Consider the following 21,788-nt stretch of genomic DNA (forward strand, 5'->3'; position numbering starts at 1 on the left):
CATCTATCCTCTGGCGCATCGCGACGCCGTAGAGGGAGAGGGAGGAGACCATCTTATCGAGCGCCTGCTCGACGACGGGGTTGCTCGGAGGCCACAGGCGCAGCGCGGGAGCGCTACGCCCCTGGGGTTGTCGAGCGCTTGCTCGACGACAGCTGCCTGCCCCGGATGCACTGCCTCTAGAGGTTGCGCAGGATCGCCAGGCTCGGTTCGGCCTGGTTCAGCGTATAGAAATGCAGGCTTGGCGCGCCGCCATCGAGCAGCCGGCGGCACATGTCGCTGATCACCTCGGTACCGAAGGCACTGATGCTGCGGCTGTCGTCGCCATAGGACTCCAGCTGCTTGCGGATCCAGCGCGGGATTTCCGCGCCGCAGGCGTCGGAGAAGCGCGACAGGCTGCTGTAGTTGGTGATCGGCATGATGCCCGGCACGATCGGTGTCTCCACGCCGGCCTTGCGTACCCGCTCGACGAAGTAGAAATAGCAGTCGGCGTTGAAGAAGTACTGGGTGATGGCGCTGTCGGCGCCGGCGCGGGCCTTGCGGATGAAGTTCTGCAGGTCGTCCTCGAAGTTGCGCGCCTGCGGGTGCGCCTCGGGGTAGGCGGCCACTTCGATGGTGAAATGGTCGCCGGTTTCCTCGCGGATGAACTCCACCAGCTCGTTGGCATAGCGCAGCTCGCCGGACGCCCGGCCCATGCCCGAGGGCAGGTCGCCACGCAGGGCGACGATGCGGCGGATGCCGGCCTCGCGGTACTGGTTGAGCAACTGGCGCAGGTCGTCCTTGCTGTCGCCGACACAGGACAGGTGCGGCGCGGTGGGGATCTTCACCTGCTGGTCCAGTTGCAGCACGGTATTCAGGGTGCGGTCGCGGGTGGAGCCGCCGGCACCGTAGGTCACCGAGAAAAACTCGGGCTGCTGCCCGGCCAGTACATGGGCCGCAGCGATCAATTTCTCATGGCCGGCTTCAGTCTTGGTCGGGAAGAACTCGAAGCTGACGGGAATGCTTTTATTGGTCGTCATGACGTGTCTCTCAAACTCATCTCGTAGGAGCCCCGCCTCGGGGCGATAGCGGATCTGCAGATCGTGGCGAGGCGCCGCTCCTACACAGCACCTCGCAGCTTATCGCTATCAATCAGTAGCGGTAGGTATCGGGCTTGAACGGGCCGTTCACCGGCACGCCGATGTAGTCTGCCTGGTCCTGGGTCAGGCGGGTGATGACGCCGCCGAAGCCCTTGACCATTTCCAGCGCGACTTCCTCGTCCAGCTCCTTGGGCAGCACTTCTACACGCAGCAGTTCGGCCTTGGCGCTGGCATCCAGGTTGGCGTAGCCCTGCTTGAACAGGTGGATCTGCGCCAGTACCTGGTTGGCGAAGGAGCCATCCATGATGCGGCTGGGGTGGCCGGTGGCGTTGCCCAGGTTGACCAGACGGCCCTCGGCCAGCAGGATCAGGTAGTCATCGTTGGCCGGATCGAAGTTGTCCTTGCCGGTGCGATGGATCTTGTGCACCTGCGGCTTGACCTCTTCCCAGTGCCAGTGCTGGCGGGTGTAGGCGGTATCGATCTCGTTGTCGAAGTGGCCGATATTGCACACTACGGCGCGCTTCTTCAGCGCCTTGAGCATGTTGGCGTCACACACGTTGACGTTGCCGGTGGTGGTGACGATCAGGTCGGTGTTGCCCAGCAGCTCGCGGTTGATGCAGGCTTCGCTGCCGTCGTTGATGCCGTTGAGGTAGGGCGATACCACCTCGAAGCCATCCATGCAGGCCTGCATGGCGCAGATCGGGTCGGCCTCGGCCACGCGCACGATCATGCCTTCCTGGCGCAGCGACTGGGACGAGCCCTTGCCTACGTCACCATAGCCGATGACCAGCGCCTTCTTGCCGGACAGCAGGTGGTCGGTGGCGCGCTTGATGGCGTCGTTGAGGCTGTGGCGGCAGCCGTACTTGTTGTCGTTCTTGCTCTTGGTCACCGAGTCGTTGACGTTGATCGCCGGCACCTTGAGCGTGCCTTTCTTCAACATGTCCAGCAGGCGGTGTACCCCGGTGGTGGTTTCCTCGGTGACGCCGTGCACCGCGTCGAGCACCTGGGGGTATTTCTCATGCAGGATCTGGGTCAGGTCGCCGCCGTCGTCCAGCACCATGTTGGCGTTCCACGGCTGGCCATCCTTGAGGATGGTCTGCTCGATGCACCATTCGTATTCTTCTTCGGTTTCACCCTTCCAGGCGAACACCGGAACGCCCGCTGCGGCGATCGCGGCGGCGGCATGGTCCTGGGTGGAGAAGATGTTGCACGAGGACCAGCGCACTTCGGCGCCCAGCTCGACCAGGGTCTCGATCAGTACCGCGGTCTGGATGGTCATGTGGATGCAGCCGAGGATACGCGCGCCCTTGAGTGGCTGCTCGCCGGCGTACTTGCGGCGCATGGCCATCAGCGCCGGCATTTCCGATTCGGCGATGATGATCTCGCGGCGGCCGTAATCGGCCAGGTTGATGTCGGCGACCTTGTAGTCGGTAAAATCTGCTTGCATGACTGCGCTCATAACTCTCTCCAAATGGATGTAAGCTGGCGGGCGCCTGTAACATGCGCCCTTTCATTTTCAGCCAGGGAGGAAACCTGTTGTCTGTTCCATACCCCCGAATTCTGTTGCTCGCGACCCTCGCGCTGACCCTGGTCGGCTGCGGTGGTCCTGCCGACCCCGACTCGCCCGAAGGCAAGCGCCAGGCCGTATTCAAGCAGTTCCTGCACCACAGCGAGCCGATGGGCGGCATGCTCGGTGAGCGTCTGCCGTTCGACGGCGAATCCTTCGCCGCCCATGCCGAGGGCCTGGTCGAACTGGTCGAAGCACCGTGGCAGTACTTCCCCGAACCCGGCGACTCGAAGCAGCGCAATGCCGCCCTGCCTACCGTCTGGTCCGAGCCGGCCGAGTGGCAGCGAGCCATCGACCAGTACCGCAATGCCGTGACCGACCTGGTCGCCATCACCCGCCAGGGCGTCGAAACGCCGGAGCAGGTGGCCGAGTCCATGGCCGCTGTGCAGCAGGGCTGCCGCAGCTGCCATGAGGGCTTCCGGCGCTAGCTGATCGCTGGGTCCTACACAGCTGTTGCGCCTATTGTGGGTGTACCCATTGTGGGAGCGGCGCCCCGCCGCGACGCTGGCCGCAAGGCCAGCCAGGAGTGCCAGGTCCAGATCCCGGGCGCGCTGTGCGCGCCGATCGCCCCGGGGCGGGGCTCCTACAGTTGAAATCAGGTGTCCAGTTAAGGTGAAACCTGATGCCCCGTCAAAGCCCGGCGTCCGCCTGTAACGCCTCGGCCCGGTCGGTCTTTTCCCACGGGAAGGCGGTGAAGGTTTCGCCTTTTACCGTCATCTCGAAGGGGCTGCGGCCAAAGTGGCCGTAGGCCGCGGTGGCGCGGTACATCGGGTGCAGCAGGTCGAGCATACGGGTAATGGCGTAAGGCCGCAGGTCGAAGTGCTCGCGTACCAGCCTGATGATCTGCTCATCACTGATCCTGCCGGTGCCGAAGGTATTGACCGAAACCGAGGTCGGCTGGGCCACGCCGATGGCGTAGGACACCTGGATCTCGCAGCGCTCGGCCAGGCCGGCGGCGACGATGTTCTTGGCCACGTAGCGGCCGGCGTAGGCGGCGCTGCGGTCGACCTTGGACGGGTCCTTGCCGGAGAAGGCACCGCCACCGTGGCGGGCCATGCCGCCGTAGGTATCGACGATGATCTTGCGTCCGGTCAGGCCGCAGTCGCCGACCGGGCCGCCGATGACGAACTTGCCGGTCGGGTTGATGTGGTACTGGGTGTCGGCATGCAGCAGTTCGGCCGGGATCACCTGCTTGATGATGGTTTCCATCACCGCTTCGCGCAGATCGGACTGTTCGATTTCCGGGTTGTGCTGGGTCGACAGCACGATGGCGTCGATGCCGACCACCTTGCCATTGTCGTAGCGGCAGGTGACCTGCGACTTGGCGTCCGGACGCAGCCAGTTCAGCGTGCCATTCTTGCGCACTTCCGCCTGGCGCTCGACCAGCCGGTGGGCGAAGGTGATCGGCGCCGGCATTAGCACGTCGGTCTCGTTGCTGGCGTAGCCGAACATCAGGCCCTGGTCACCGGCGCCCTGGTCTTCCGGCTTCTGCCGATCGACACCCTGGGCGATATCCGGGGACTGCTTGCCGATGATGTTGATCACCCCGCAGGTGTCGGCGTCGTAGCCGACATTCGACGAGGTATAGCCGATGTCCTTGATCACCCCGCGCACCAGGTCCTCCAGATCGACCCAGGCGCTGGTGGTGATTTCGCCGCCGACGATGGCGACCCCGGTTTTCACCATGGTTTCACAGGCCACGCGGGCAAACTTGTCCTCGGCGAGAATGGCATCCAGTACCGCGTCGGAGATCTGGTCGGCCAGCTTGTCCGGGTGGCCTTCGGAGACCGATTCGGAGGTGAAGATCGAGTATTCGCTCATAGTCATAGCCCTTTGGTTAACCGGGTTCGGGTGCTGCGGTGAAGGGTCACCGGTCGCCGCCCTTGGCAAATTGTTGAAGCTGAATCTGAAAACCGTTGCGCAGTCCCATATACAGGCTGCCGCCGGCGATGAGTCCGGCATTGCTGGCCCAGCGGGCCAGGTCATCCTGATCGAAGCCCAGCCACAGATCGCCGCAGGTATCCCTGACCCAGCTCTGATCGTGGCTGCACAGCTCGGTCAATACCAGGCTGCCGCCGGGCTTGAGGCGCTCGGCGAAGCGTTGCAGCGCCTCGGCCGGTGCCGGCATGTGGTGCAGCACCATGTTGCATACCAGGCAGTCGGCGGCCGGCAGCTGCAGCGGTTGCAGGGCGTCGGCCAGCAGGCAGTCGACATTCCCCAGGCCCGCCTCGGCACATTGCTGCTGCGCCCGTTCCAGCATAGCCGGTGCGTTGTCCAGTGCCAGCACCCGATCGAAACGGCTGGCCAGGTCCGGTAGAAAACCACCTTCGCCGGGCCCTACCTCGATCACCAGGGCATTGGCCGGCAGCGCCAGGCTGTCGATCAGGTCCAGCAGCGGCTCGCGGTACAGGCCGAAGTGCGCAATCAGGTCCTGCTGTGCCGGGGTGCCATCGGCGAAGCGGGCGAAGAACTGGCGGGAGATCTCGCCGCGCTGGCCATGCACCTCGGCGATCGCCTGCGCCATTGGCGCGTCCAGCGGCAGAGCGTCCAGGTCACTGAGCAATTGCTCATGCAGGTGCCGCCAGTGGCTGCTGGCATCTGCCAGGCTGCGCCGGTAGAAGATCGAATTGCCTTCGCGCCGGGTGCACACCAGCCCGGCATTGGCCAGCACCTTGAGGTGGTGGCTCATGCCCGACTGGCGAATGCCGAAGATCTGCGCCAGCTCCAGCACGCCGAAGGAGTCGCTACGCAGTACCCGCAGGATGTCCAGGCGCAGCTTGTCGCCCGTCGCCTTGCAGAAGGCGGCAAGCTGCTCGGTGGCGCTGTCGTCGAGGGCGCCGGGGAGTGTCGGGCTGCTGGTCATGGTCGGCAAGTGTAGTGAAGCGTCCGGGTAATCGCAATATCTATATCAAAATATTTTGATATAGGGTGGCAGCAGTCCCCCATTCGTCACGTAACCACAGCCTTTGTGCAACGCCGCCGGGGTTTTCATTGCCCACTGTCGCAGTTTGGGCGAAAATGCCGACCTTTATTTTCCGGCTGGCCGGTCCTGACCCGGTTTGCCCTCTGTCTTGCTTGCCAAATCACAGGAGTAGTTCATGCCCAGTCGTCGTGACCGAGCCAATGCCATTCGTGCCCTGAGCATGGATGCCGTGCAGAAAGCCAACAGTGGTCATCCGGGTGCGCCAATGGGTATGGCGGATATCGCCGAGGTGCTCTGGCGGGATTTCCTCAAGCACAACCCGACCAACCCGCAGTGGGCCGACCGCGACCGCTTCGTGCTGTCCAACGGCCACGGCTCGATGCTGATCTACTCTCTGCTGCACCTGAGCGGCTACGACCTGTCGATCGACGATCTGAAGAACTTCCGCCAGTTGCACAGCAAGACCCCGGGCCACCCGGAGCTGGGCTACACCCCAGGCGTGGAAACCACCACCGGCCCGCTGGGGCAGGGCATCGCCAACGCCGTGGGTTTCGCCCTGGCGGAGAAGATCATGGCCGCCCAGTTCAACAAACCCGGGCACAACATCGTCGATCACGACACCTATGTGTTCCTCGGCGACGGCTGCATGATGGAAGGTATCTCCCACGAGGTCTGCTCGCTGGCCGGTACCCTGGGCCTGAACAAGCTGACCGCCTTCTATGATGACAACGGCATCTCCATCGATGGCGAGGTGCATGGCTGGTTCACCGACGACACCCCGCGCCGCTTCGAGTCCTACGGCTGGCAGGTGATCCGCAACGTCGACGGCCACGATGCCGACGAGATCAAGACCGCCATCGAGACCGCCCGCAAGAGCGACAAGCCGACGCTGATCTGCTGCAAGACCATCATCGGCTTCGGTTCGCCGAACAAGCAGGGCAAGGAATCCTCCCACGGCGCTGCGCTGGGTGATGCGGAAATCGCCCTGACCCGCGAAGCACTGGGCTGGAACCACGGTCCGTTCGAGATTCCCGCTGATATCTATGCCGAGTGGGATGCCAGGGACGCCGGCAACCAGGCCGAGCAGCAGTGGAACGACAGGTTCGCTGCCTACCAGGCCGAATTCCCGGAACTGGCCGCCGAGTTCACCCGGCGCATGGCCGGCGAGCTGCCGGCCGACTTCGACGAGAAGACCTCGGCCTACATTCGCGCGGTGGCCGAGAAGGGCGAGAACATCGCCAGCCGCAAGGCCAGCCAGAACTGCCTGAACGCCTTCGGCCCGATGCTGCCGGAGCTGCTCGGCGGCTCGGCCGACCTGGCCGGCTCCAACCTGACCCTGTGGGATGGCTGCAAGCCGGTGGTGCAGGAAGATGCCTCGGGCAACTACATGTACTACGGTGTACGTGAATTCGGCATGGCCGCGATCATGAACGGCGTCGCCCTGCACGGCGGCCTGATCCCCTACGGCGCGACCTTCCTGATGTTCATGGAATACGCGCGCAACGCGGTACGCATGTCGGCGTTGATGAAGCAGCGGGTGATCTATGTGTTCACCCATGACTCCATCGGCCTGGGTGAGGACGGCCCGACCCACCAGCCGGTCGAACAGCTGACCAGCCTGCGCACTACACCTAACCTGGATACCTGGCGTCCGGCCGATACCGTCGAGTCGGCGGTGGCCTGGAAGCACGCGGTGCAGCGCAAGGATGGTCCCAGCGCGCTGATTTTCTCGCGGCAGAACCTGCCGTGCCATATCCGCGACAACGAGACCGAGGCGGCCATCGCCCGTGGCGGCTATGTGCTCAAGGACTGTGCGGGCGAGCCGCAACTGATCCTCATCGCCACCGGCTCGGAAGTTGGCCTGGCGGTACAGGCCTGGGAGAAACTCACCGAGCAGGGTCACCAGGTGCGTGTGGTCTCCATGCCCTGTACCAGCGTGTTCGACCAGCAGGATGCCGAATACCGCCAGGCGGTGCTGCCGCTGGAAGTCGGCGCGCGTATCGCCATCGAGGCGGCGCATGCCGACTACTGGTACAAGTACGTGGGCCTGGACGGTCGCATCATCGGCATGCACAGCTACGGTGAGTCGGCTCCGGCGGGTGCACTGTTCGAGGAATTCGGCTTCACCCTCGACAACCTGCTGCAGGTGGCTGACGAGCTGCTGGAAGACTGACCATCAGCATGTCCTCGAGCCGGCGTCCCTATCGCATCGCCCTGAACGGCTACGGCCGTATCGGGCGCTGTGTGCTGCGCGCACTGCATGAACGTGGCGGTGACGGCATGCAGATCATCGCGCTGAACGATCTGGCCGACCAGGCCAGTGTCGAATATCTGACCCGCTTCGACTCGACCCACGGCCGCTTCCCCGGCGAGGTGCGGGTGGATGGCGACTGCCTGCATATCAACGGCCACTGCGTGCAGGTGCTGTGCGCACCGCAGCCCGAGGATATCGACTGGGCTGCGCTGGATCTCGACCTGCTGCTGGAATGCTCAGGCCAGTACACCAGCCGCGCCGATGCCGAGCGCTTCGTGCAGGCCGGGGCGCCGCGGGTGCTGTTCTCCCAGCCGATGGCCAACGCCGAGGCGGTGGACACCACCCTGGTCTATGGCATCAACCAGCACACCCTGGACCCGCAGGCGCGGTTGGTATCCAACGCCTCCTGCACCACCAATGCCAGCGTCCCGGTGCTGGACCTGCTCAATCGGCAGCTGGGCCTGGAGCAGGTATCCATCACCACCATTCACTCGGCGATGAACGACCAGCCGGTGATCGACGCCTACCATCACACCGACCTGCGCCGCACCCGCTCGGCGTTCCAGTCGGTGATCCCGGTATCCACCGGCCTGGCGCGGGGGATTGAGCGCCTGCTGCCGGAACTGGCCGGGCGGGTGCAGGCCAAGGCCATGCGGGTGCCGACGGTCAACGTATCGGCGCTGGACATTACTCTGCAGACATCGCGCGATACCAGTGCCGAGGAAGTGAACCGCCTGCTGAAAAACGCGTCAGAGACTGAGTATTTCGGTCTGCTGGGCTACACCGAGCTGCAGCACGCCAGTTGTGATTTCAACCACGATCCGCATTCGGCGATCGTCGACGGCAGCCTGACCCGTGTGTCCGGCCCGCGACTGGTCAACCTGCTGGTGTGGTTCGATAACGAGTGGGGCTTTGCCAACCGCATGCTGGATGTGGCGCAGTACTGGCTGCAACAGCTGGATGCCGGAAAATAGCGGTTCGCCCCGGAACATCGTTCAACCTAATTCATAGCATTCGACAAGGAGCCATACATGCCCGTACTGACCATGAGTGAGCTGGATCTCAAAGGCCTGCGGGTCTTGATCCGCGAAGACCTCAATGTCCCGATCAAGAACGGCCAGGTCAGCAGCGATGCCCGTATCCTCGCCTCCCTGCCGACCATCCGCCTGGCCCTGGAAAAGGGTGCCGCGGTCATGGTCTGCTCGCACCTGGGCCGCCCCGAAGAAGGCGTGTTCAGTGAGGAGAACAGCCTGGCACCGGTGGCCGACTACCTGAGCAAGGCGCTGGGCCGCGCGGTACCGCTGGTGCGTGACTACCTGGATGGCGTCCAGGTGCAGCCGGGTGAGGTGGTGCTGCTGGAGAACGTGCGCTTCAATCCGGGTGAGAAGAAGAACACCGATGAACTGGCCAGGCAATACGCCGCGCTGTGCGATGTGTTCGTGATGGACGCCTTCGGCACCGCCCACCGTGCCCAGGGCTCGACCCATGGCGTGGCCAGGTTTGCCAAGACCGCCTGCGCCGGTCCCTTGCTGGCCGCCGAGCTGGAAGCGCTGGGCAAGGCGCTGGACAGGCCGGCCAAGCCGATGGCGGCGATCGTTGCCGGCTCCAAGGTCTCGACCAAGCTGGATGTGCTCAATGCCCTGGCGCAGAAGTGCGATCAACTGATCGTCGGTGGCGGCATTGCCAATACCTTCCTTGCCGCGGCCGGCTTGCCGGTTGGCAAGTCGCTGTACGAGGCCGACCTGGTGGATACCGCCCGTTCGATCGCCGAGCGCGTCAGCGTACCGCTGCCGGTGGACGTGGTGGTGGCCAAGGCGTTTGCCGAGGATGCCGAGGCGACCGTCAAGCTGGTCGCCGATGTGGCCGAGGACGACATGATCCTCGATATCGGCCCGCAGACCGCCGCGCAGTTCGCCGAGCTGCTGAAGACCTCCGGCACCATCCTGTGGAACGGCCCGGTCGGGGTGTTCGAGTTCGACCAGTTCGGTGAAGGCACCAAGGCCCTGGCCCTGGCGATTGCCGACAGCCCGGCGTTCTCCATCGCCGGTGGGGGCGACACCCTGGCGGCGATCGACAAGTACGGCGTGGCCGAGCGTATTTCCTATATCTCCACCGGTGGCGGCGCCTTCCTCGAGTTCGTCGAGGGCAAGGTACTGCCGGCGGTCGAGATACTGCAGCAGCGCGGTTGATATTGTATCGTCATCCCCGCGAAGGCGGGGATCCATGTGGCCGACAGCACGGTGCATCCCTGGATTCCCGCCTTCGCGGGAATGACGGAGCAGGGGCCGGAGTAACGAGTAGAGACGGAGCACTTGTGCTCCGTGTCGCTCTGCGACAGGCTACACCACAGTTTCATGAACTTTGATTATCGGAGAATAGAATCATGGCTTTGATCAGCATGCGTCAGATGCTGGACCACGCCGCCGAGTACGGCTACGGCGTCCCGGCGTTCAACGTCAACAATCTGGAACAGATGCGGGCGATCATGGAAGCGGCTGACAAGACCGACTCGCCGGTGATCGTGCAGGCCTCCGCCGGTGCGCGCAAGTACGCCGGTGCACCCTTCCTGCGCCACCTGATCCTGGCTGCCATCGAAGAGTTTCCGCACATCCCGGTGTGCATGCACCAGGACCATGGCACCAGCCCGGATGTCTGCCAGCGCTCCATCCAGCTGGGTTTTTCCTCGGTGATGATGGATGGCTCGCTGAAGGAAGACGGCAAGACCCCGGCTGACTATGACTACAACGTACAGGTCACCCGCCAGACCGTCTCCTTCGCCCACGCCTGCGGCGTCTCGGTGGAAGGTGAGCTGGGTTGCCTGGGCAGCCTGGAGACCGGCATGGCTGGTGAAGAGGACGGTGTCGGCGCCGAAGGTGTACTGGATCACAGCCAATTGCTGACCGATCCGGAAGAGGCCGCGCAGTTCGTCAAGGAAACCCAGGTCGATGCCCTGGCCATCGCCATCGGTACCAGCCACGGCGCCTACAAGTTCACCAAGCCGCCGACCGGTGATGTGCTGTCGATCGAGCGCATCAAGGAAATCCACAAGCGCATTCCCAACACCCACCTGGTGATGCACGGCTCCAGCTCGGTGCCGCAGGAATGGCTGAAGGTCATCAACGAGTTCGGTGGTGATATCAAGGAAACCTACGGCGTGCCGGTCGAGGAAATCGTCGAGGGCATCAAGCACGGCGTGCGCAAGGTCAATATCGATACCGATCTGCGTCTGGCCTCCACCGGTGCCATCCGCCGGATGATGGCCGAGCACCCCAGCGAGTTCGACCCGCGCAAGTTCTTCGCCAAGACCATCGAGGCCATGCGCGATATCTGTATCGCCCGCTACGAAGCCTTCGGCACCGCCGGCAATGCCTCGAAGATCAAGCCGATCTCGCTGGAAGGCATGTACCAGCGTTACGCCAGTGGTGAGCTGGCGGCCAAGGTCAACTGATCAGGCCCATTGCATCCCGGGGTTGGCGAGCGCCTGCTCGCCGACAGCCCTCAGCTGCTGTGCTGTCGCTGGCGTAGCGCCCGACCGCGGACCGGGACGCCACACCCCGGGACACCTGGACCGGAATAACAACGAGACCCTGTATGTCCCAAGCTGATAACGAAGCCGATGAGGCCTTCACCCACGAAAAACTGCTGGAAGCGGTGGAGAACCAACTGGCCGACGGCTCCCCGGCGGCGGCCCAGGCTACCCTGAACAAACTTACCCTGGTGGGTTATGAGCGTGCCGACAGTCTGGACCTGATGGCCCAGGTGCTCGCTTACCATATTGGCCAGATGCTGGAGCAGGATACGCCCTTCGATCTCGCGGCGTACGAGCAGTCCCTGCGCAATCTGCCGGACCTGCCCTGACAAGGAACGAGTGATGTCATTGATTGCGGTATTGCGCGTGATCGCCTTCTATCTGTTGGCCGTCCTGGTGGCGACCATTCTCGGTGGCCTGGTCCAGGCCCAGCTCAATCTGCTGGCGCTGGCTGAACCGCCGACTGACCTGGCTGGCCGGTTGGCGGCCAGCTGGCAACTCCTGCCCGGCCTGCTGCCGGTGGTGGCCGCCATGGTGGCGGTGGCGCTGCTGATCACCTTGCCGATAGCCGAAGCGCTGTCACGTATCTTCCGGCCCTGGCGCTGGCTGCTGTTTGCCCTGGCCGGGGCGGGCGGCATCTGGGCGGCATTCAAGGTCGCGGCGCTCTATCCGGCCCTGCCGGCCGGCATCACGGTGCCCGCCGGCAACTGGCAATGGATCGCCATGCTGCTGGCGGTCGCCATCGGCAGCTGGCTGTTCGGGCTGCTGACCCGTCCCAAGGCCCGGCGCGGGTTGCGCGTACTGGGCTGAGCAGCAAGCCGGAGTATCTCCCCCCACCTCGTCCATTCGGGGTGTAGCGCGCCTGCGCTACGCTGGGGGGAGTGGATTGCCGCCAGGCAGCAGGCGCGCTACACCCCATGGTTCCTGCCCGGTCGGCGCCTCGCCGCGATAAGTGCTCGGGACTACAACAACCGCACCTTGAACCGCCGCCCCTTGATCCTGCCTTCTTCCAGCCGCTCCAGCGCGGTATTGGCCAGATCCCAGCGCACCGCCACCAACGCCTGAAAATCGCTGATGCTGATCTTGCCGATGGCGTCGCCCGGCAGGCCTGCCTCGCCGGTCAGCGCGCCGAGCAAATCGCCGGGGCGTACCTTGTCCTTGCGCCCGCCGGCCACCGCCAGGGTGCGCATGGGTGCCAGCAGTGGCGGGTCCAGCCGTTCCGGCAATTTATCCACGGCATGCCAGGCCAGCGGCTCGCCCAGTTGCTGTTCGATGCTGCGCGCGCGCCCCTGTTCGGCGGGCGCCACCAGGCTCAGTGCCAGGCCCGGCTGGCCGGCGCGACCGCTGCGCCCGATGCGGTGAGTATGCACCGCTGGATCGGGTGACAGCTCGGCATTGATCACCGCGGCGACACCCTCGATATCGATGCCGCGCGCCGCGACGTCGGTGGCTACCAGTACGCTGCAACTCTGGTTGGCGAACAGTGCCAGCACCTGATCGCGCTCGCGTTGTTCCATGTCGCCATGCAGTGCCTGTGCGCTGACCCGGTTGCTGGCCAGTAACTGCTGCAGCTGCTGGCACTGCTGGCGGGTGTGGCAGAACACGATGCAGGGTTGCGGGCGCTCGGCCGCGAGCAGGCGCAGCACCGCGTCCAGGCGCTCATCGGCGCTGATCTCGTAGAAGCGCTGGGTGATCGGATTGCGCACCTCGGTTTCCTCGATCGTCACCTGTTGTGGCTGGCGCAGGAAGCGCGCGGCCAGGGCCTCGATGCCGGGCGGGTAGGTGGCGGAGAACAGCAGGGTCTGACGGCGCTCGGGGGTAGCGGCGATGATCTCGCTGATGCTGTCGATGAAGCCCATGTCGAGCATGCGGTCGGCTTCGTCGAGAACCAGGCAGTTGAGCCGGTCCAACACCAGGGTGCCGCGTTGCAGGTGGTCCCTGACCCGCCCTGGGGTGCCGACGATGATATGCGCACCCTGTTCCAGCGAGGCGGCCTGCGGACCGAAGGGGGTACCGCCGCACAGGGTGATGATCTTGATATTGGGGATGTTGCGCGCCAGCGCCCGCAGCGCCGTCGCGCTCTGCCCGGCCAGCTCGCGGGTCGGGCTGAGTACCAGCGCCTGACAGCCGAAGAATGCCGGGTTCAGCGGTGCCAGCAGGCCAATACCGAAGGCCGCGGTCTTGCCGCTGCCGGTCCGCGAGCGGGCGATCAGATCCTGCCCTGCCAGAATCACCGGCAGCGCAGCGGCCTGCACCGGCGTCATGTGCTGATAACCCAGTTGTTCTATGCTGGCCAGCAGGGAGGAGGGCAGCGCAAGGGAAGAAAAGGAGGTTGTGCTCACGGCGGCGACCTGCGGATGAAAGGCGCCACAGTGTAACAGATGCATCGCCGTACCATCAGCACGGCAAGGGCGGCTCAGCTTCTGATACGTGACTTGCGGAAGCCGCCATGGGAGGTGAAAGATCCGGTATCACCGAACAGCCAGAAGCGCGTGGCCCGATAACACGCCTTCAGCGGCGAGACGTGATAACTGCGTACCTTCTGATAGGCCCAGCCCCAACTTCGTCTTGAATTGCTCATAATCGCTACTGCCATTTCCATGATCGATGGGTTCGATGCAACCTGGTGACATGACGTAGGCAGGTTTGCCCCAGTCCCGACAATGGGCTTTGAGGCGATTTGGCAGTAATGGTTCCCGTTTTTATTCGTTCCGGCACAAGGCCATATGCTGGCTCTATGGCACGTTGCAGGGGGCTGCGCGCTATGGAAAAGGCGAAAGCCGGGTGCGCTGCTGGTAGTCAGCCGTGCAGGTGCTGCTGAACGAATTCGGCACGCAGCAGGCCGATGCGCTCATCCTTTTCCAGCCATAGCTGGTTCACCCAGTCCTGGAAGCGCTCGCGAAATACCGGATCATCGCTGTAGTTGCCGCTGAACAACTCGGCTGGCAGCGTGCATGAGCGGATATCCACCACCACCCGCGGCACCCGGCCACTGACCAGCGCCCAGAAACCCGGCGGCTGCGCCTGCGGATAGACGATGGTGACATCCAGCAGCGAGCGCATCTGTTCGCCCAGCGCCGCAGTGACGAAGGCGATGCCGCCGGACTTGGGGCGCAGCAGGTGGCGATAGGGTGAGGCCTGGGCCTGGTGTTTCTGGGGGGTGAAGCGGGTGCCTTCGAGGAAGTTCACCACGGTCACCGGCAGGTCCCTGAATTTTTCGCAGGCGCGACGGGTGATCTCCAGATCCTTGCCACGATCCTCCGGGTGACGGGCCAGGTGCGCCTTGCTGTAGCGCTTCATGAACGGGTAGTCCAGCGCCCAGAAGGCCAGCCCGAGGAAAGGCACCCAGATCAGTTCCTTCTTCAGGAAGAACTTGAAGTAGGGCGTCTTGCGGTTGAAAGCCTGGACCAGCGCCGGGATATCCACCCAGGACTGGTGATTGCTGACCACCAGGTAGGAATGGTCACCACGCAGCCGGGTATCGCAGCGGATATCCCAGACGGTGGGTGTCATCAGTCGGAAGATCGCCTTGTTGATTTCCGCCCAGGTCTCGGCGATCCACATCACCCAGCGGGAACTCCAGCGCCGGAAGCCGGCATGCGGAATCAGGACCTTGAGGATGCCGAGCACCAGCATGGGTCCGATGCCGACCAGGGTATTGAGCAGGATCAGCAGGCAGGTGAGCGTGCCGGTCAGCCAGTGGGGCATGTGTGTCTTCCTTTGCAAATCAGGTCCAAGCATAGCGACTTTACCTGAGGATGTGACAGAGATCACACAGACAGGGGATTGCACCGGCGTCCTGAGCTTCTAGGATGGATACACGTCCATTGTCCTGAACAGCCTCTCATGTCCCGCCCTTCCTCCCGCCTGCTCGCTGTGCCTGTACCTGCCGGTCAACTGGCGGACAGCCAGCCCCGGTGGCTGCCGCGTTTGTCGCTCGCCGGGCTCAGTGGCTTCCTGCTGTGCGTGCCCTGGTTGCATGACAATCTGTATTGGGTCGGCTGGTTCGCCTGGGTGCCGCTGCTGTGTGCACTGCGCGGTAGCGGTCCGTTGGCCGCGTTGCTGCTGGGCTGGTTCGCCGGCGCCCTGTGCTTTGCCGGCGGCAGCTACTGGCTGGCGGACTTCATCGTCAATCTCAAACAGACCAGTGCGGCCGTGAGCTGGCTGTTGGCACTGCTGTTCTGGTGCTATCTCGGTCTGGTCATCGGGCTTGGCTGCATGCTGTACCGCTGGCTGGTATCTCGCCTGGGTGGCTGGGAGCTGCTGGTCTTTCCGGTGTCGGTGGTGGCGCTCATGGCCTGGTATCCGATGCTGTTCAAGACCCATTTCGCCGATGGGCAGGTCAGTTTCCTGCCGGCGCTGCAGGCTATCGATATCACCGGTGCGCCGGGGCTGGATGCCATGATGCTGCTGTTCAGCGTGCTGGTGTTCCGGCTGTTGACGCGGCATCCGGCGCAGCGGGGGCGGCACTTTCTGGTGGCCAACTGGCTGGCCTGGGGAGTATTGCTCGGCTGGCTGGGCTACGGCCTGGTCAGCCTGCAGGGCTGGGACCTGCGCATGCAGCAGTGGCAGGCGCGGCACATCGGCCTGGTGCAGCCCAACGACGCCATCACCCTGGCCATTCCCGAGCCGGCGGCCGGCTTCAGCCGTGAATATCCCCAGGAAATGCAGGCCACCCGGCGCCTGATCGCTGCCGGTGCGCAGTGGGTGGCCTGGCCCGAGGCGCGCTACAAGGGTTACTTCGACCACTTCAGCGTGCGTGCCCGCTACGCCGAGGAAGTGGCGCGCAGCGGCGTGCCGCTGATATTTCACGATGTCGAGCGGCATTGGCTGGACGCGCAGCAGGTCAGCTTCAATACCGTGGCGCTGCTCGATGGTCGGGGTGAACTGGCTGCGCGGTACCGCAAGATGCTGCGCATGCCGTTTGGCGAATACCTGCCGCCGCCCTGGTCATGGCCGGTGCTCAAGGGCTTGAGCGACCGGGTGTTCGGCGAGTTCCTGCGCCCGCTGGGGGCTGGGCAGGAACATGTGTCGTTCGAGTTGGACGGCATGCGGGTGGTGCCCAAGGTGTGCTACGAGGCGGCGTTTCCCCGGTTTGTCGCTGCGGCGGTGAACAGTGATGGTGCCGGCAAGATGTTGCTGTTCCTGTCCCAGGACAACTGGTTCGGTGAGACCTCGCAACCCTTCCAGCACCGCAACATGTCGATTCTGCGCGGGGTCGAGAACCGCCTGCCGATGGCGCACCTGATCAACAATGGCCCTTCGGTAGTGACCGCGCCCAATGGCCGGGTACTGGCTGACAGCGCTGCGTTCAACCGCGCCGAGCTGCTGGTGCGGGTACCCTTCGACGCGGATACGGGGGGCAGTTTCTACAGCCGGCATCCGCAGCTGTTCCTCAACCTGGTGTATGGCCTGCTGGCCGCGCTGATCGGGTTGGCGCTGTGGCGCGGACGCCGCCGGCCGGCTCAGACCGCCAGCCCGGCACTGTAGCCTGACGACCAGGCCCACTGGAAATTGAAACCGCCAAGGTGACCGCTGACATCCAGCACCTCACCGACGAAGTACAACCCCGGGCGGTCCCTGGCTTCCATGGTCTTGGAGCTGATGGCGTCGGTATCCACCCCGCCCAGGGTCACTTCCGCGGTGCGATAGCCCTCGGTGGCCGAGGGTTTCAACTGCCACTGGTTGAGCTGGCTGGCGATGGTCTGCAACTGCCGGTCGGTGAATTCGGCCAGCGGCTGCTGCGCCGCCTCTGGCCACCACAGCTGCTGCAGTTCGCCGGCCAGGGCGCGACCGAGCTTCTGTGCCAGCAGGGTTTTCAGCAACTGCCGGCCCTGTTGCTGCTTGGCTTCGCGCAGCCAGGGCAGGGCATCCAGGCCCGGCAACAGGTCGATGCTCAGCACATCACCGGGCTGCCAATAGCTGGAGATCTGCAGAATCGCCGGCCCGCTTATGCCACGGTGAGTGAACAGCATGTTCTCGGTGAAGCTCTGCCCATTGCAACTGGCCCGGACTTCCAGGGCCAGCCCCGACAGGCGCTCGCACACCGCCTTCATGCCGTCGCTGAACATGAAGGGCACCAGTCCGGCGCGGCGCGGGGTGACGGCCAGGCCGAACTGCGCGGCAATCTCGTAGCCAATGCCACTGCCGCCCAGGGTTGGGATCGACAGCGCACCGCTGGCCACCACCAGAGACTGGCAGTCGAGCCGCAGTGCCTGCTGGCCCTGGCGACCGGCGACCCGGTAGCGCAGGTGTTGCGAATCCAGCGCCTGGACCTCGGTGATCTCGCAATGGGTGCGGATTTCTACACCGGCCTGGGCGCACTCGTCGAGCAGCATATTGAGAATGTCTCTCGCCGAGTGCCGGCAGAACAACTGGCTGTGCTTGCGCTCCTCGTATTCGATCGCATAGCGCTCGACCAGCCCGATGAAATCCCACTGCGTGTAGCGCTTCAGCGCCGCCTTGCAGAAGTGCGGGTTGGTGGAGATGAAGTTGTCCGCCTCCACCAGATAGTTGGTGAAGTTGCAGCGGCCACCACCGGACATGAGGATCTTCTTGCCAGGCTTGTTGGCTTTCTCCAGTACCAGTACCCGGCGCCCGCGCTGGGCGGCGGTGGCGGCACACATCAGGCCGGAGGCGCCGGCACCGAGAATGATCACATCGAAGTTATGGGAGGAGTGCACGGGTTTCTGTGGCCTGCATCAGCGGTCGGGTAACGGTGACGCAGTGGCCTCACCGGCGCGCAATGGTAGCACGCCGGCGCGCATGGTGATGCAGCGGTCCTGCTCGCTAAAGCAGGGCCTTGCGTCGCCAGGCCGGCAGCGGCTGGCGGCGTTGCACCGGCGCCACGGGCGCCTGCGGGGCGGCAAAGGGACGACACCACCAGAAGGTCGAGCTGGTGGAGGGGGACTGCAAACGTGATGGGGTGGGGGTCCACATCTCTCGGGTCTCCTGTTCATGGCTGCCGGGACTCATGTAGATGGGGCCGATACCGTTGCGGGTCCTGCCGGGTGAACAGAAAACGCTCCAGCTCCATCAGCAGCGCATTCTCGCCGGGGGTGCTGAGCATGACGTGATCAGCCAGTGCGCCGGGTTGGCTGTGCTCGCTGAAGTAGACGAAGGTCTGCGCCACCTCGGCCTGCCAGGGGTTGGCTGCGCTAAAGCCGCCGATCAGCAGGTCCAGTTCGAAGTTCTTCAGCGCCTCTATCTGCTGTTCCACGCCATCGCGGTGCCAGTCGACATCGACGCCCAACTGCCCGGCGAACTCGGCAACCAGCTGGCCCTCCAGCCCTCCGGGGGCGGTGTCATCGCCGAGGGTGACCCAGGGCACATGCTCGACCACACCGACCCGCAGCGTGCCACGCTCATGGATGTTGGCCAGAGAAGCGCGGGGGTCGGCCGGCCACTGCTCGCAACCCGCCAGCATGAACAGCAGCAGGCCGGCGATCGGCACTGCCGTGAGTACACGAAACAAGCGCGCCATGGCTGAAGGTATCTCGCAACAGGGTGTATCGATTCAGACCGGGTCGCTTATCGGAGAGTTCAGCCTAAAAGATCCTGTGGCAACGCGGGGCACGTGCGGTGAACTAAAAAATGGGCACCCTGGTGGCCAACTGGCGTAAAATCGGCGTTTTCTGAATTTGAACGGGACCGCACGATGGGACGCGCTTATCAAAACCGCAAAGAATCCATGGCCAAGACGGCTGACGCCAAGACCAAGATCTACAGCAAGTACGCTCGCGAGATCTATGTGTGTGCCAAGTCCGGCGGCGTCGATCCCGGCGGCAACCTGGCACTGCGCGGGCTGATCGAGCGGGCGAAGAAGGATCAGGTGCCAGGCCATGTGATCGACAAGGCCATCGACAAGGCCAAGGGCGGTGGGGGCGAGGATTTCGCCGTGGCCCGTTACGAAGGTTTCGGTCCGGGCAACTGCATCGTCATCGTCGACTGCCTGACTGACAACCCCAACCGCACCATCGCCGATGTGCGCCATTGCTTCACCAAGACCAAGTGCAAGATGGGCACCCCGGGCAGTGTCAGCCACATGTTCGATCATTGCGCGATCCTGGCATTCAAGGGCGATGACGAGGAAGCGGTGCTCGAAGCGCTGATGATGGCAGATGTGGATGTGACCGATATCGAGAACGAGAACGGGCTGATCACCGTATTCACGCCCAACACCGAATACGCCAAGGCGCGCCAGGCACTGACCGAGGCGCTGGGTGAAGTCGATTTCGAAGTAGATGAGATCCAGTTCCTGCCGCAGACCTCGACGCAGATCAGCGAGGAAGACATGCCGATGTTCGAGCGCTTCATCGATATGCTCAACGATCTGGACGATGTGCAGAACATCTATCACAACGCCGAAGTCTAGGTGTCAGCCGCTGCGGCCAAGCTGCAGCGCGGTTTTCCTGACCTGTACGAAACGCTGCTGCTCGCGCGCATGATCCCAGCGCGCTATGCTGCATTGGCGCTGGCCGGCGTTCGATTGGTATTCGATCAGATTGACCGAGTTGGGGATGGCGCCGCGCACCCGTTGCGAGATGCCGGTGCCGGCCTGTACCGACCATGCTCGCTGGCGGCCGCTGCTGTCTTCCAGCGGCACCATGTACGGCAGATGGATATGCCCGGCCAGCAGCAGGTCCATGCCGGCGTCGACCCAGGCGGGTACCGCCTGCTCATGGCCGACCAGCAGGTTGGCCACATCCGAGCCCTGTACCGCCCGCACCGGATGGTGCACCATCACCACCCGCAACTGATCCGCCTGCGCCTGCTCCAGGCGCTGCGCCACCCGTTGTACCTGTGCGGCCGACACCTCGCCATTCTTGTGCCGTGCGGCGCGGGTGGTGTTGACGCCGACCACCAGTAGCTTCTCATCCTCGAACTCTGGCTCCAGCGCCTGGCCGAACACCCGGCGATAGTTGCCATAGGGGTTCAGCAGCCGCGCCGGCAGGTTGAACAGCGGCAGGTCATGGTTGCCGGGTACCGCCAGCACCGGTGCCGACAAGCGGGTGAGGAAGGTTGCCGCGGCGGCGAACTGGCTACGTCGGGCGCGCTGGGTGATATCGCCGCTGAGCAGGCACAGGTCCGGTTGCTGCTGTTCGGCCAGTTGCAACAGCGCCTGCATCACCGCTGCATCCTCGGTGCCGAAGTGCAGGTCCGACAGGTGCAGGATCAGGCTCATGGATGCTCCGGTGGTGGAGCGCTGCGCGGCACCAGCAGCGACAGCGCACCCGGCGCGACGCTGAACTCCAGGGGGGTGCGCATACGGAAGATTTCGCCGTCCATGGCCACCTTGACCAGTCGTGGTCGCTGGCCCAGGCGCACCGACATGCTCTCGAAGCCGATGCTGACCAGTTGCTCCGCCTCGCCCAGCCGGCTCATCAGCCCCCGCAGCAGCAGGCCATACAGCGCCAGGGTGCCCACCGGCCGGGCGGCGAGCGCCACCAGGTGATCGACATCATCCGGCAGCTGCGGATCGATGCCGATCTGTTCCAGCTGCAGCGGGTTGTTGCACACCACCAGCGTCGGCGTACGCATCTGCTGCCGTTGGCCGGCGAAATCGAGCTGGACCTGCAACTGCCGGTGTGCCCGGGTCAGCGTCACCAGGGCCGACCACAGTGCCACCAGGCGGCTGCGCCCATAGCGCTGCTTGAAGGCTTCGCGATCCTCCAGCAGACGAGGGTAGAGGCCGAGGCTGGCATTGACCAGGAAATAGCGGCCATTGAGTCGGCCCAGGCTGACCTGCTCCAGGCGTGCATCCAGCAGGCCACGCACCGCCTGCTCGGTATCCTGGGAAATGCCATGGGCGCGGCCGAAATAGTTGAAGGTACCCTGCGGCAGAACACCGAAGGCTACGCCCTGGCCGACCACTGCCTGGCAGACCGCATGCAAGGTACCGTCGCCACCCACAGCGACCACCACCCCGCCATGCTCTCGGGCCAGCTGCACCGCCCGCTCGGCGGCCCCCTGCAATTGGCTGCCATGATCCACCGTGAGCAGTTGGCATGGGCGATCCGCAGCCTTGCAGGCCGCCTCTATGGTCGCCTGGATCGAGGTGCTGTCATGCTTGCCCGAGCCGGCATTCATCACCATGTACAGCGGTTCGCTGCCGGTCAGGGCAGGCACTGGTCGATTGTCGCGCGCATGATTCACGAGTGTTCCCCTCAGCGCAACTGGCTGTCCTTGCTACCGCGGCGGTTGTAGCCGCTGGCCTGCTGTTGCTCACGATCATGCGCTTCCTGGCAGACGATGCACAGCCGCACCCCTGGTACCGCCCGACGCCGCGCCTCGGGGATCGGCGCATCGCATTCCTCGCAGTGCAGGAGGCTGTCGCCGGCCGGCAGTTGGCTGCGCGCCCGTTCGACCGCATCCTTGATGGTGTCATCTATCTGTTCCTGAACTGCCCCATCCTGTGCCCAGCCCGTTGCCATAAGCGC

22 protein-coding genes are annotated in these 21,788 nt (G+C 64.3%); 9 read left to right on the plus strand and 13 right to left on the minus strand.

All coding sequences use genetic code 11. The features are described from left to right. Positions 1-176 precede the first annotated feature (176 nt). Positions 177-1,016, minus strand: a complete 840-nt coding sequence (metF, locus tag H6X51_RS18655) for a methylenetetrahydrofolate reductase [NAD(P)H] (protein WP_185268954.1) — start codon at positions 1,014-1,016, stop codon at positions 177-179. Positions 1,017-1,128: 112 nt separating this feature from the next. After that, positions 1,129-2,535, minus strand: coding sequence for an adenosylhomocysteinase (ahcY, locus tag H6X51_RS18660; RefSeq protein WP_185268955.1), 1,407 nt, complete (start codon positions 2,533-2,535; stop codon positions 1,129-1,131). A gap of 77 nt (positions 2,536-2,612) precedes the next feature. On the opposite strand from ahcY, the gene H6X51_RS18665 reads away from it, so the two are divergent. After that, positions 2,613-3,071 carry a c-type cytochrome gene (locus H6X51_RS18665; RefSeq protein ID WP_185268956.1) on the plus strand — a complete coding sequence of 153 codons (459 nt, stop codon included), beginning with the start codon at positions 2,613-2,615 and terminating at the stop codon, positions 3,069-3,071. Between the two features lie 202 nt (positions 3,072-3,273). Here the strand turns inward: H6X51_RS18665 and metK are convergent, their stop codons facing one another. Together metK and H6X51_RS18675 are read right to left on the minus strand one after the other, a co-directional pair. Next, complete coding sequence (gene metK, locus H6X51_RS18670) at positions 3,274-4,464, minus strand: methionine adenosyltransferase (RefSeq protein ID WP_185268957.1); 1,191 nt, start codon at positions 4,462-4,464, stop codon at positions 3,274-3,276. Between the two features lie 46 nt (positions 4,465-4,510). Beyond that, complete coding sequence (locus tag H6X51_RS18675) at positions 4,511-5,506, minus strand: ArsR/SmtB family transcription factor (RefSeq protein ID WP_185268977.1); 996 nt, start codon at positions 5,504-5,506, stop codon at positions 4,511-4,513. Between the two features lie 235 nt (positions 5,507-5,741). Here H6X51_RS18675 and tkt point away from each other — a divergent pair, with 235 nt between their 5' ends. From tkt to H6X51_RS18705, 6 genes are all read left to right on the plus strand, one after another. Further along, positions 5,742-7,739, plus strand: a complete 1,998-nt coding sequence (tkt, locus tag H6X51_RS18680; RefSeq protein WP_185268958.1) for a transketolase — start codon at positions 5,742-5,744, stop codon at positions 7,737-7,739. A gap of 8 nt (positions 7,740-7,747) precedes the next feature. Further along, positions 7,748-8,794 carry an erythrose-4-phosphate dehydrogenase gene (epd, locus tag H6X51_RS18685; RefSeq protein ID WP_185268959.1) on the plus strand — a complete coding sequence of 349 codons (1,047 nt, stop codon included), beginning with the start codon at positions 7,748-7,750 and terminating at the stop codon, positions 8,792-8,794. Between the two features lie 57 nt (positions 8,795-8,851). Beyond that, the gene (locus H6X51_RS18690; protein ID WP_185268960.1) at positions 8,852-10,009 is read left to right on the plus strand and encodes a phosphoglycerate kinase; all 1,158 of its coding nucleotides are present in this window, start codon (positions 8,852-8,854) and stop codon (positions 10,007-10,009) included. A gap of 194 nt (positions 10,010-10,203) precedes the next feature. Beyond that, positions 10,204-11,268, plus strand: coding sequence for a class II fructose-bisphosphate aldolase (fba, locus tag H6X51_RS18695; protein ID WP_185268961.1), 1,065 nt, complete (start codon positions 10,204-10,206; stop codon positions 11,266-11,268). A 143-nt stretch (positions 11,269-11,411) separates the two neighbouring features. Beyond that, entirely contained in the window at positions 11,412-11,678 is a 267-nt protein-coding gene (locus tag H6X51_RS18700; RefSeq protein WP_185268962.1) for a hypothetical protein, read from the plus strand. A gap of 13 nt (positions 11,679-11,691) precedes the next feature. Then, positions 11,692-12,159, plus strand: a complete 468-nt coding sequence (locus H6X51_RS18705; RefSeq protein WP_185268963.1) for a hypothetical protein — start codon at positions 11,692-11,694, stop codon at positions 12,157-12,159. A 152-nt stretch (positions 12,160-12,311) separates the two neighbouring features. On the opposite strand, the gene dbpA is transcribed toward H6X51_RS18705, so the two are convergent. From dbpA to H6X51_RS18720, 3 genes are all read right to left on the minus strand, one after another. Next, positions 12,312-13,691, minus strand: a complete 1,380-nt coding sequence (dbpA, locus tag H6X51_RS18710) for an ATP-dependent RNA helicase DbpA (protein ID WP_185268964.1) — start codon at positions 13,689-13,691, stop codon at positions 12,312-12,314. A 74-nt stretch (positions 13,692-13,765) separates the two neighbouring features. Then, on the minus strand, positions 13,766-13,945 hold the full coding sequence (locus H6X51_RS18715; RefSeq protein ID WP_185268980.1) for a hypothetical protein: 180 nt from the start codon (positions 13,943-13,945) through the stop codon (positions 13,766-13,768). 203 nt (positions 13,946-14,148) lie between these two features. Beyond that, positions 14,149-15,057 carry an acyltransferase gene (locus tag H6X51_RS18720; RefSeq protein ID WP_185268965.1) on the minus strand — a complete coding sequence of 303 codons (909 nt, stop codon included), beginning with the start codon at positions 15,055-15,057 and terminating at the stop codon, positions 14,149-14,151. Between the two features lie 138 nt (positions 15,058-15,195). Here H6X51_RS18720 and lnt point away from each other — a divergent pair, with 138 nt between their 5' ends. Then, positions 15,196-16,839, plus strand: coding sequence for an apolipoprotein N-acyltransferase (lnt, locus tag H6X51_RS18725; RefSeq protein WP_185268966.1), 1,644 nt, complete (start codon positions 15,196-15,198; stop codon positions 16,837-16,839). On the opposite strand, the gene H6X51_RS18730 is transcribed toward lnt, so the two are convergent. From H6X51_RS18730 to H6X51_RS18740, 3 genes are all read right to left on the minus strand, one after another. Then, entirely contained in the window at positions 16,815-18,032 is a 1,218-nt protein-coding gene (locus H6X51_RS18730; protein ID WP_328795761.1) for a BaiN/RdsA family NAD(P)/FAD-dependent oxidoreductase, read from the minus strand. The two genes, lnt and H6X51_RS18730, sit on opposite strands and share 25 nt — an antisense overlap. 106 nt (positions 18,033-18,138) lie before the next feature. Beyond that, complete coding sequence (locus tag H6X51_RS18735; protein ID WP_185268967.1) at positions 18,139-18,288, minus strand: hypothetical protein; 150 nt, start codon at positions 18,286-18,288, stop codon at positions 18,139-18,141. Positions 18,289-18,304: 16 nt separating this feature from the next. Then, on the minus strand, positions 18,305-18,832 hold the full coding sequence (locus H6X51_RS18740; protein ID WP_185268968.1) for a transporter substrate-binding domain-containing protein: 528 nt from the start codon (positions 18,830-18,832) through the stop codon (positions 18,305-18,307). A gap of 174 nt (positions 18,833-19,006) precedes the next feature. On the opposite strand from H6X51_RS18740, the gene H6X51_RS18745 reads away from it, so the two are divergent. Further along, entirely contained in the window at positions 19,007-19,723 is a 717-nt protein-coding gene (locus H6X51_RS18745) for a YebC/PmpR family DNA-binding transcriptional regulator (RefSeq protein ID WP_185268969.1), read from the plus strand. Between the two features lie 3 nt (positions 19,724-19,726). On the opposite strand, the gene H6X51_RS18750 is transcribed toward H6X51_RS18745, so the two are convergent. From H6X51_RS18750 to H6X51_RS18760, 3 genes are read right to left on the minus strand one after another with little or no spacing between them, the layout of a single operon-like run. Then, complete coding sequence (locus H6X51_RS18750; RefSeq protein WP_185268970.1) at positions 19,727-20,533, minus strand: metallophosphoesterase family protein; 807 nt, start codon at positions 20,531-20,533, stop codon at positions 19,727-19,729. Beyond that, positions 20,530-21,504, minus strand: a complete 975-nt coding sequence (locus H6X51_RS18755) for a diacylglycerol/lipid kinase family protein (RefSeq protein WP_221627423.1) — start codon at positions 21,502-21,504, stop codon at positions 20,530-20,532. Before H6X51_RS18755 ends, H6X51_RS18750 begins: the two co-directional genes overlap by 4 nt. An 11-nt stretch (positions 21,505-21,515) precedes the next feature. Beyond that, positions 21,516-21,782 carry a DksA/TraR family C4-type zinc finger protein gene (locus H6X51_RS18760; RefSeq protein WP_185268971.1) on the minus strand — a complete coding sequence of 89 codons (267 nt, stop codon included), beginning with the start codon at positions 21,780-21,782 and terminating at the stop codon, positions 21,516-21,518. Positions 21,783-21,788 lie beyond the last annotated feature (6 nt).

The organism is Halopseudomonas xiamenensis, from assembly GCF_014219065.1.
In the GTDB taxonomy this organism is placed as follows: domain Bacteria; phylum Pseudomonadota; class Gammaproteobacteria; order Pseudomonadales; family Pseudomonadaceae; genus Halopseudomonas; species Halopseudomonas xiamenensis.

Bases quoted from the DNA above. Each gene is read 5' to 3' on its own strand.
- metF (WP_185268954.1), bottom strand. From the start codon at position 1,016: ATGACGACCAATAAAAGCATTCCCGTCAGCTTCGAGTTCTTCCCGACC.
- ahcY (WP_185268955.1), bottom strand. From the start codon at position 2,535: ATGAGCGCAGTCATGCAAGCAGATTTTACCGACTACAAGGTCGCCGAC.
- metK (WP_185268957.1), bottom strand. From the start codon at position 4,464: ATGAGCGAATACTCGATCTTCACCTCCGAATCGGTCTCCGAAGGCCAC.
- H6X51_RS18675 (WP_185268977.1), bottom strand. From the start codon at position 5,506: ATGACCAGCAGCCCGACACTCCCCGGCGCCCTCGACGACAGCGCCACC.
- tkt (WP_185268958.1), top strand. From the start codon at position 5,742: ATGCCCAGTCGTCGTGACCGAGCCAATGCCATTCGTGCCCTGAGCATG.
- epd (WP_185268959.1), top strand. From the start codon at position 7,748: ATGTCCTCGAGCCGGCGTCCCTATCGCATCGCCCTGAACGGCTACGGC.
- H6X51_RS18690 (WP_185268960.1), top strand. From the start codon at position 8,852: ATGCCCGTACTGACCATGAGTGAGCTGGATCTCAAAGGCCTGCGGGTC.
- fba (WP_185268961.1), top strand. From the start codon at position 10,204: ATGGCTTTGATCAGCATGCGTCAGATGCTGGACCACGCCGCCGAGTAC.
- H6X51_RS18700 (WP_185268962.1), top strand. From the start codon at position 11,412: ATGTCCCAAGCTGATAACGAAGCCGATGAGGCCTTCACCCACGAAAAA.
- H6X51_RS18705 (WP_185268963.1), top strand. From the start codon at position 11,692: ATGTCATTGATTGCGGTATTGCGCGTGATCGCCTTCTATCTGTTGGCC.
- H6X51_RS18715 (WP_185268980.1), bottom strand. From the start codon at position 13,945: ATGGCAGTAGCGATTATGAGCAATTCAAGACGAAGTTGGGGCTGGGCC.
- H6X51_RS18720 (WP_185268965.1), bottom strand. From the start codon at position 15,057: ATGCCCCACTGGCTGACCGGCACGCTCACCTGCCTGCTGATCCTGCTC.
- lnt (WP_185268966.1), top strand. From the start codon at position 15,196: ATGTCCCGCCCTTCCTCCCGCCTGCTCGCTGTGCCTGTACCTGCCGGT.
- H6X51_RS18735 (WP_185268967.1), bottom strand. From the start codon at position 18,288: ATGTGGACCCCCACCCCATCACGTTTGCAGTCCCCCTCCACCAGCTCG.
- H6X51_RS18740 (WP_185268968.1), bottom strand. From the start codon at position 18,832: ATGGCGCGCTTGTTTCGTGTACTCACGGCAGTGCCGATCGCCGGCCTG.
- H6X51_RS18745 (WP_185268969.1), top strand. From the start codon at position 19,007: ATGGGACGCGCTTATCAAAACCGCAAAGAATCCATGGCCAAGACGGCT.
- H6X51_RS18750 (WP_185268970.1), bottom strand. From the start codon at position 20,533: ATGAGCCTGATCCTGCACCTGTCGGACCTGCACTTCGGCACCGAGGAT.
- H6X51_RS18760 (WP_185268971.1), bottom strand. From the start codon at position 21,782: ATGGCAACGGGCTGGGCACAGGATGGGGCAGTTCAGGAACAGATAGAT.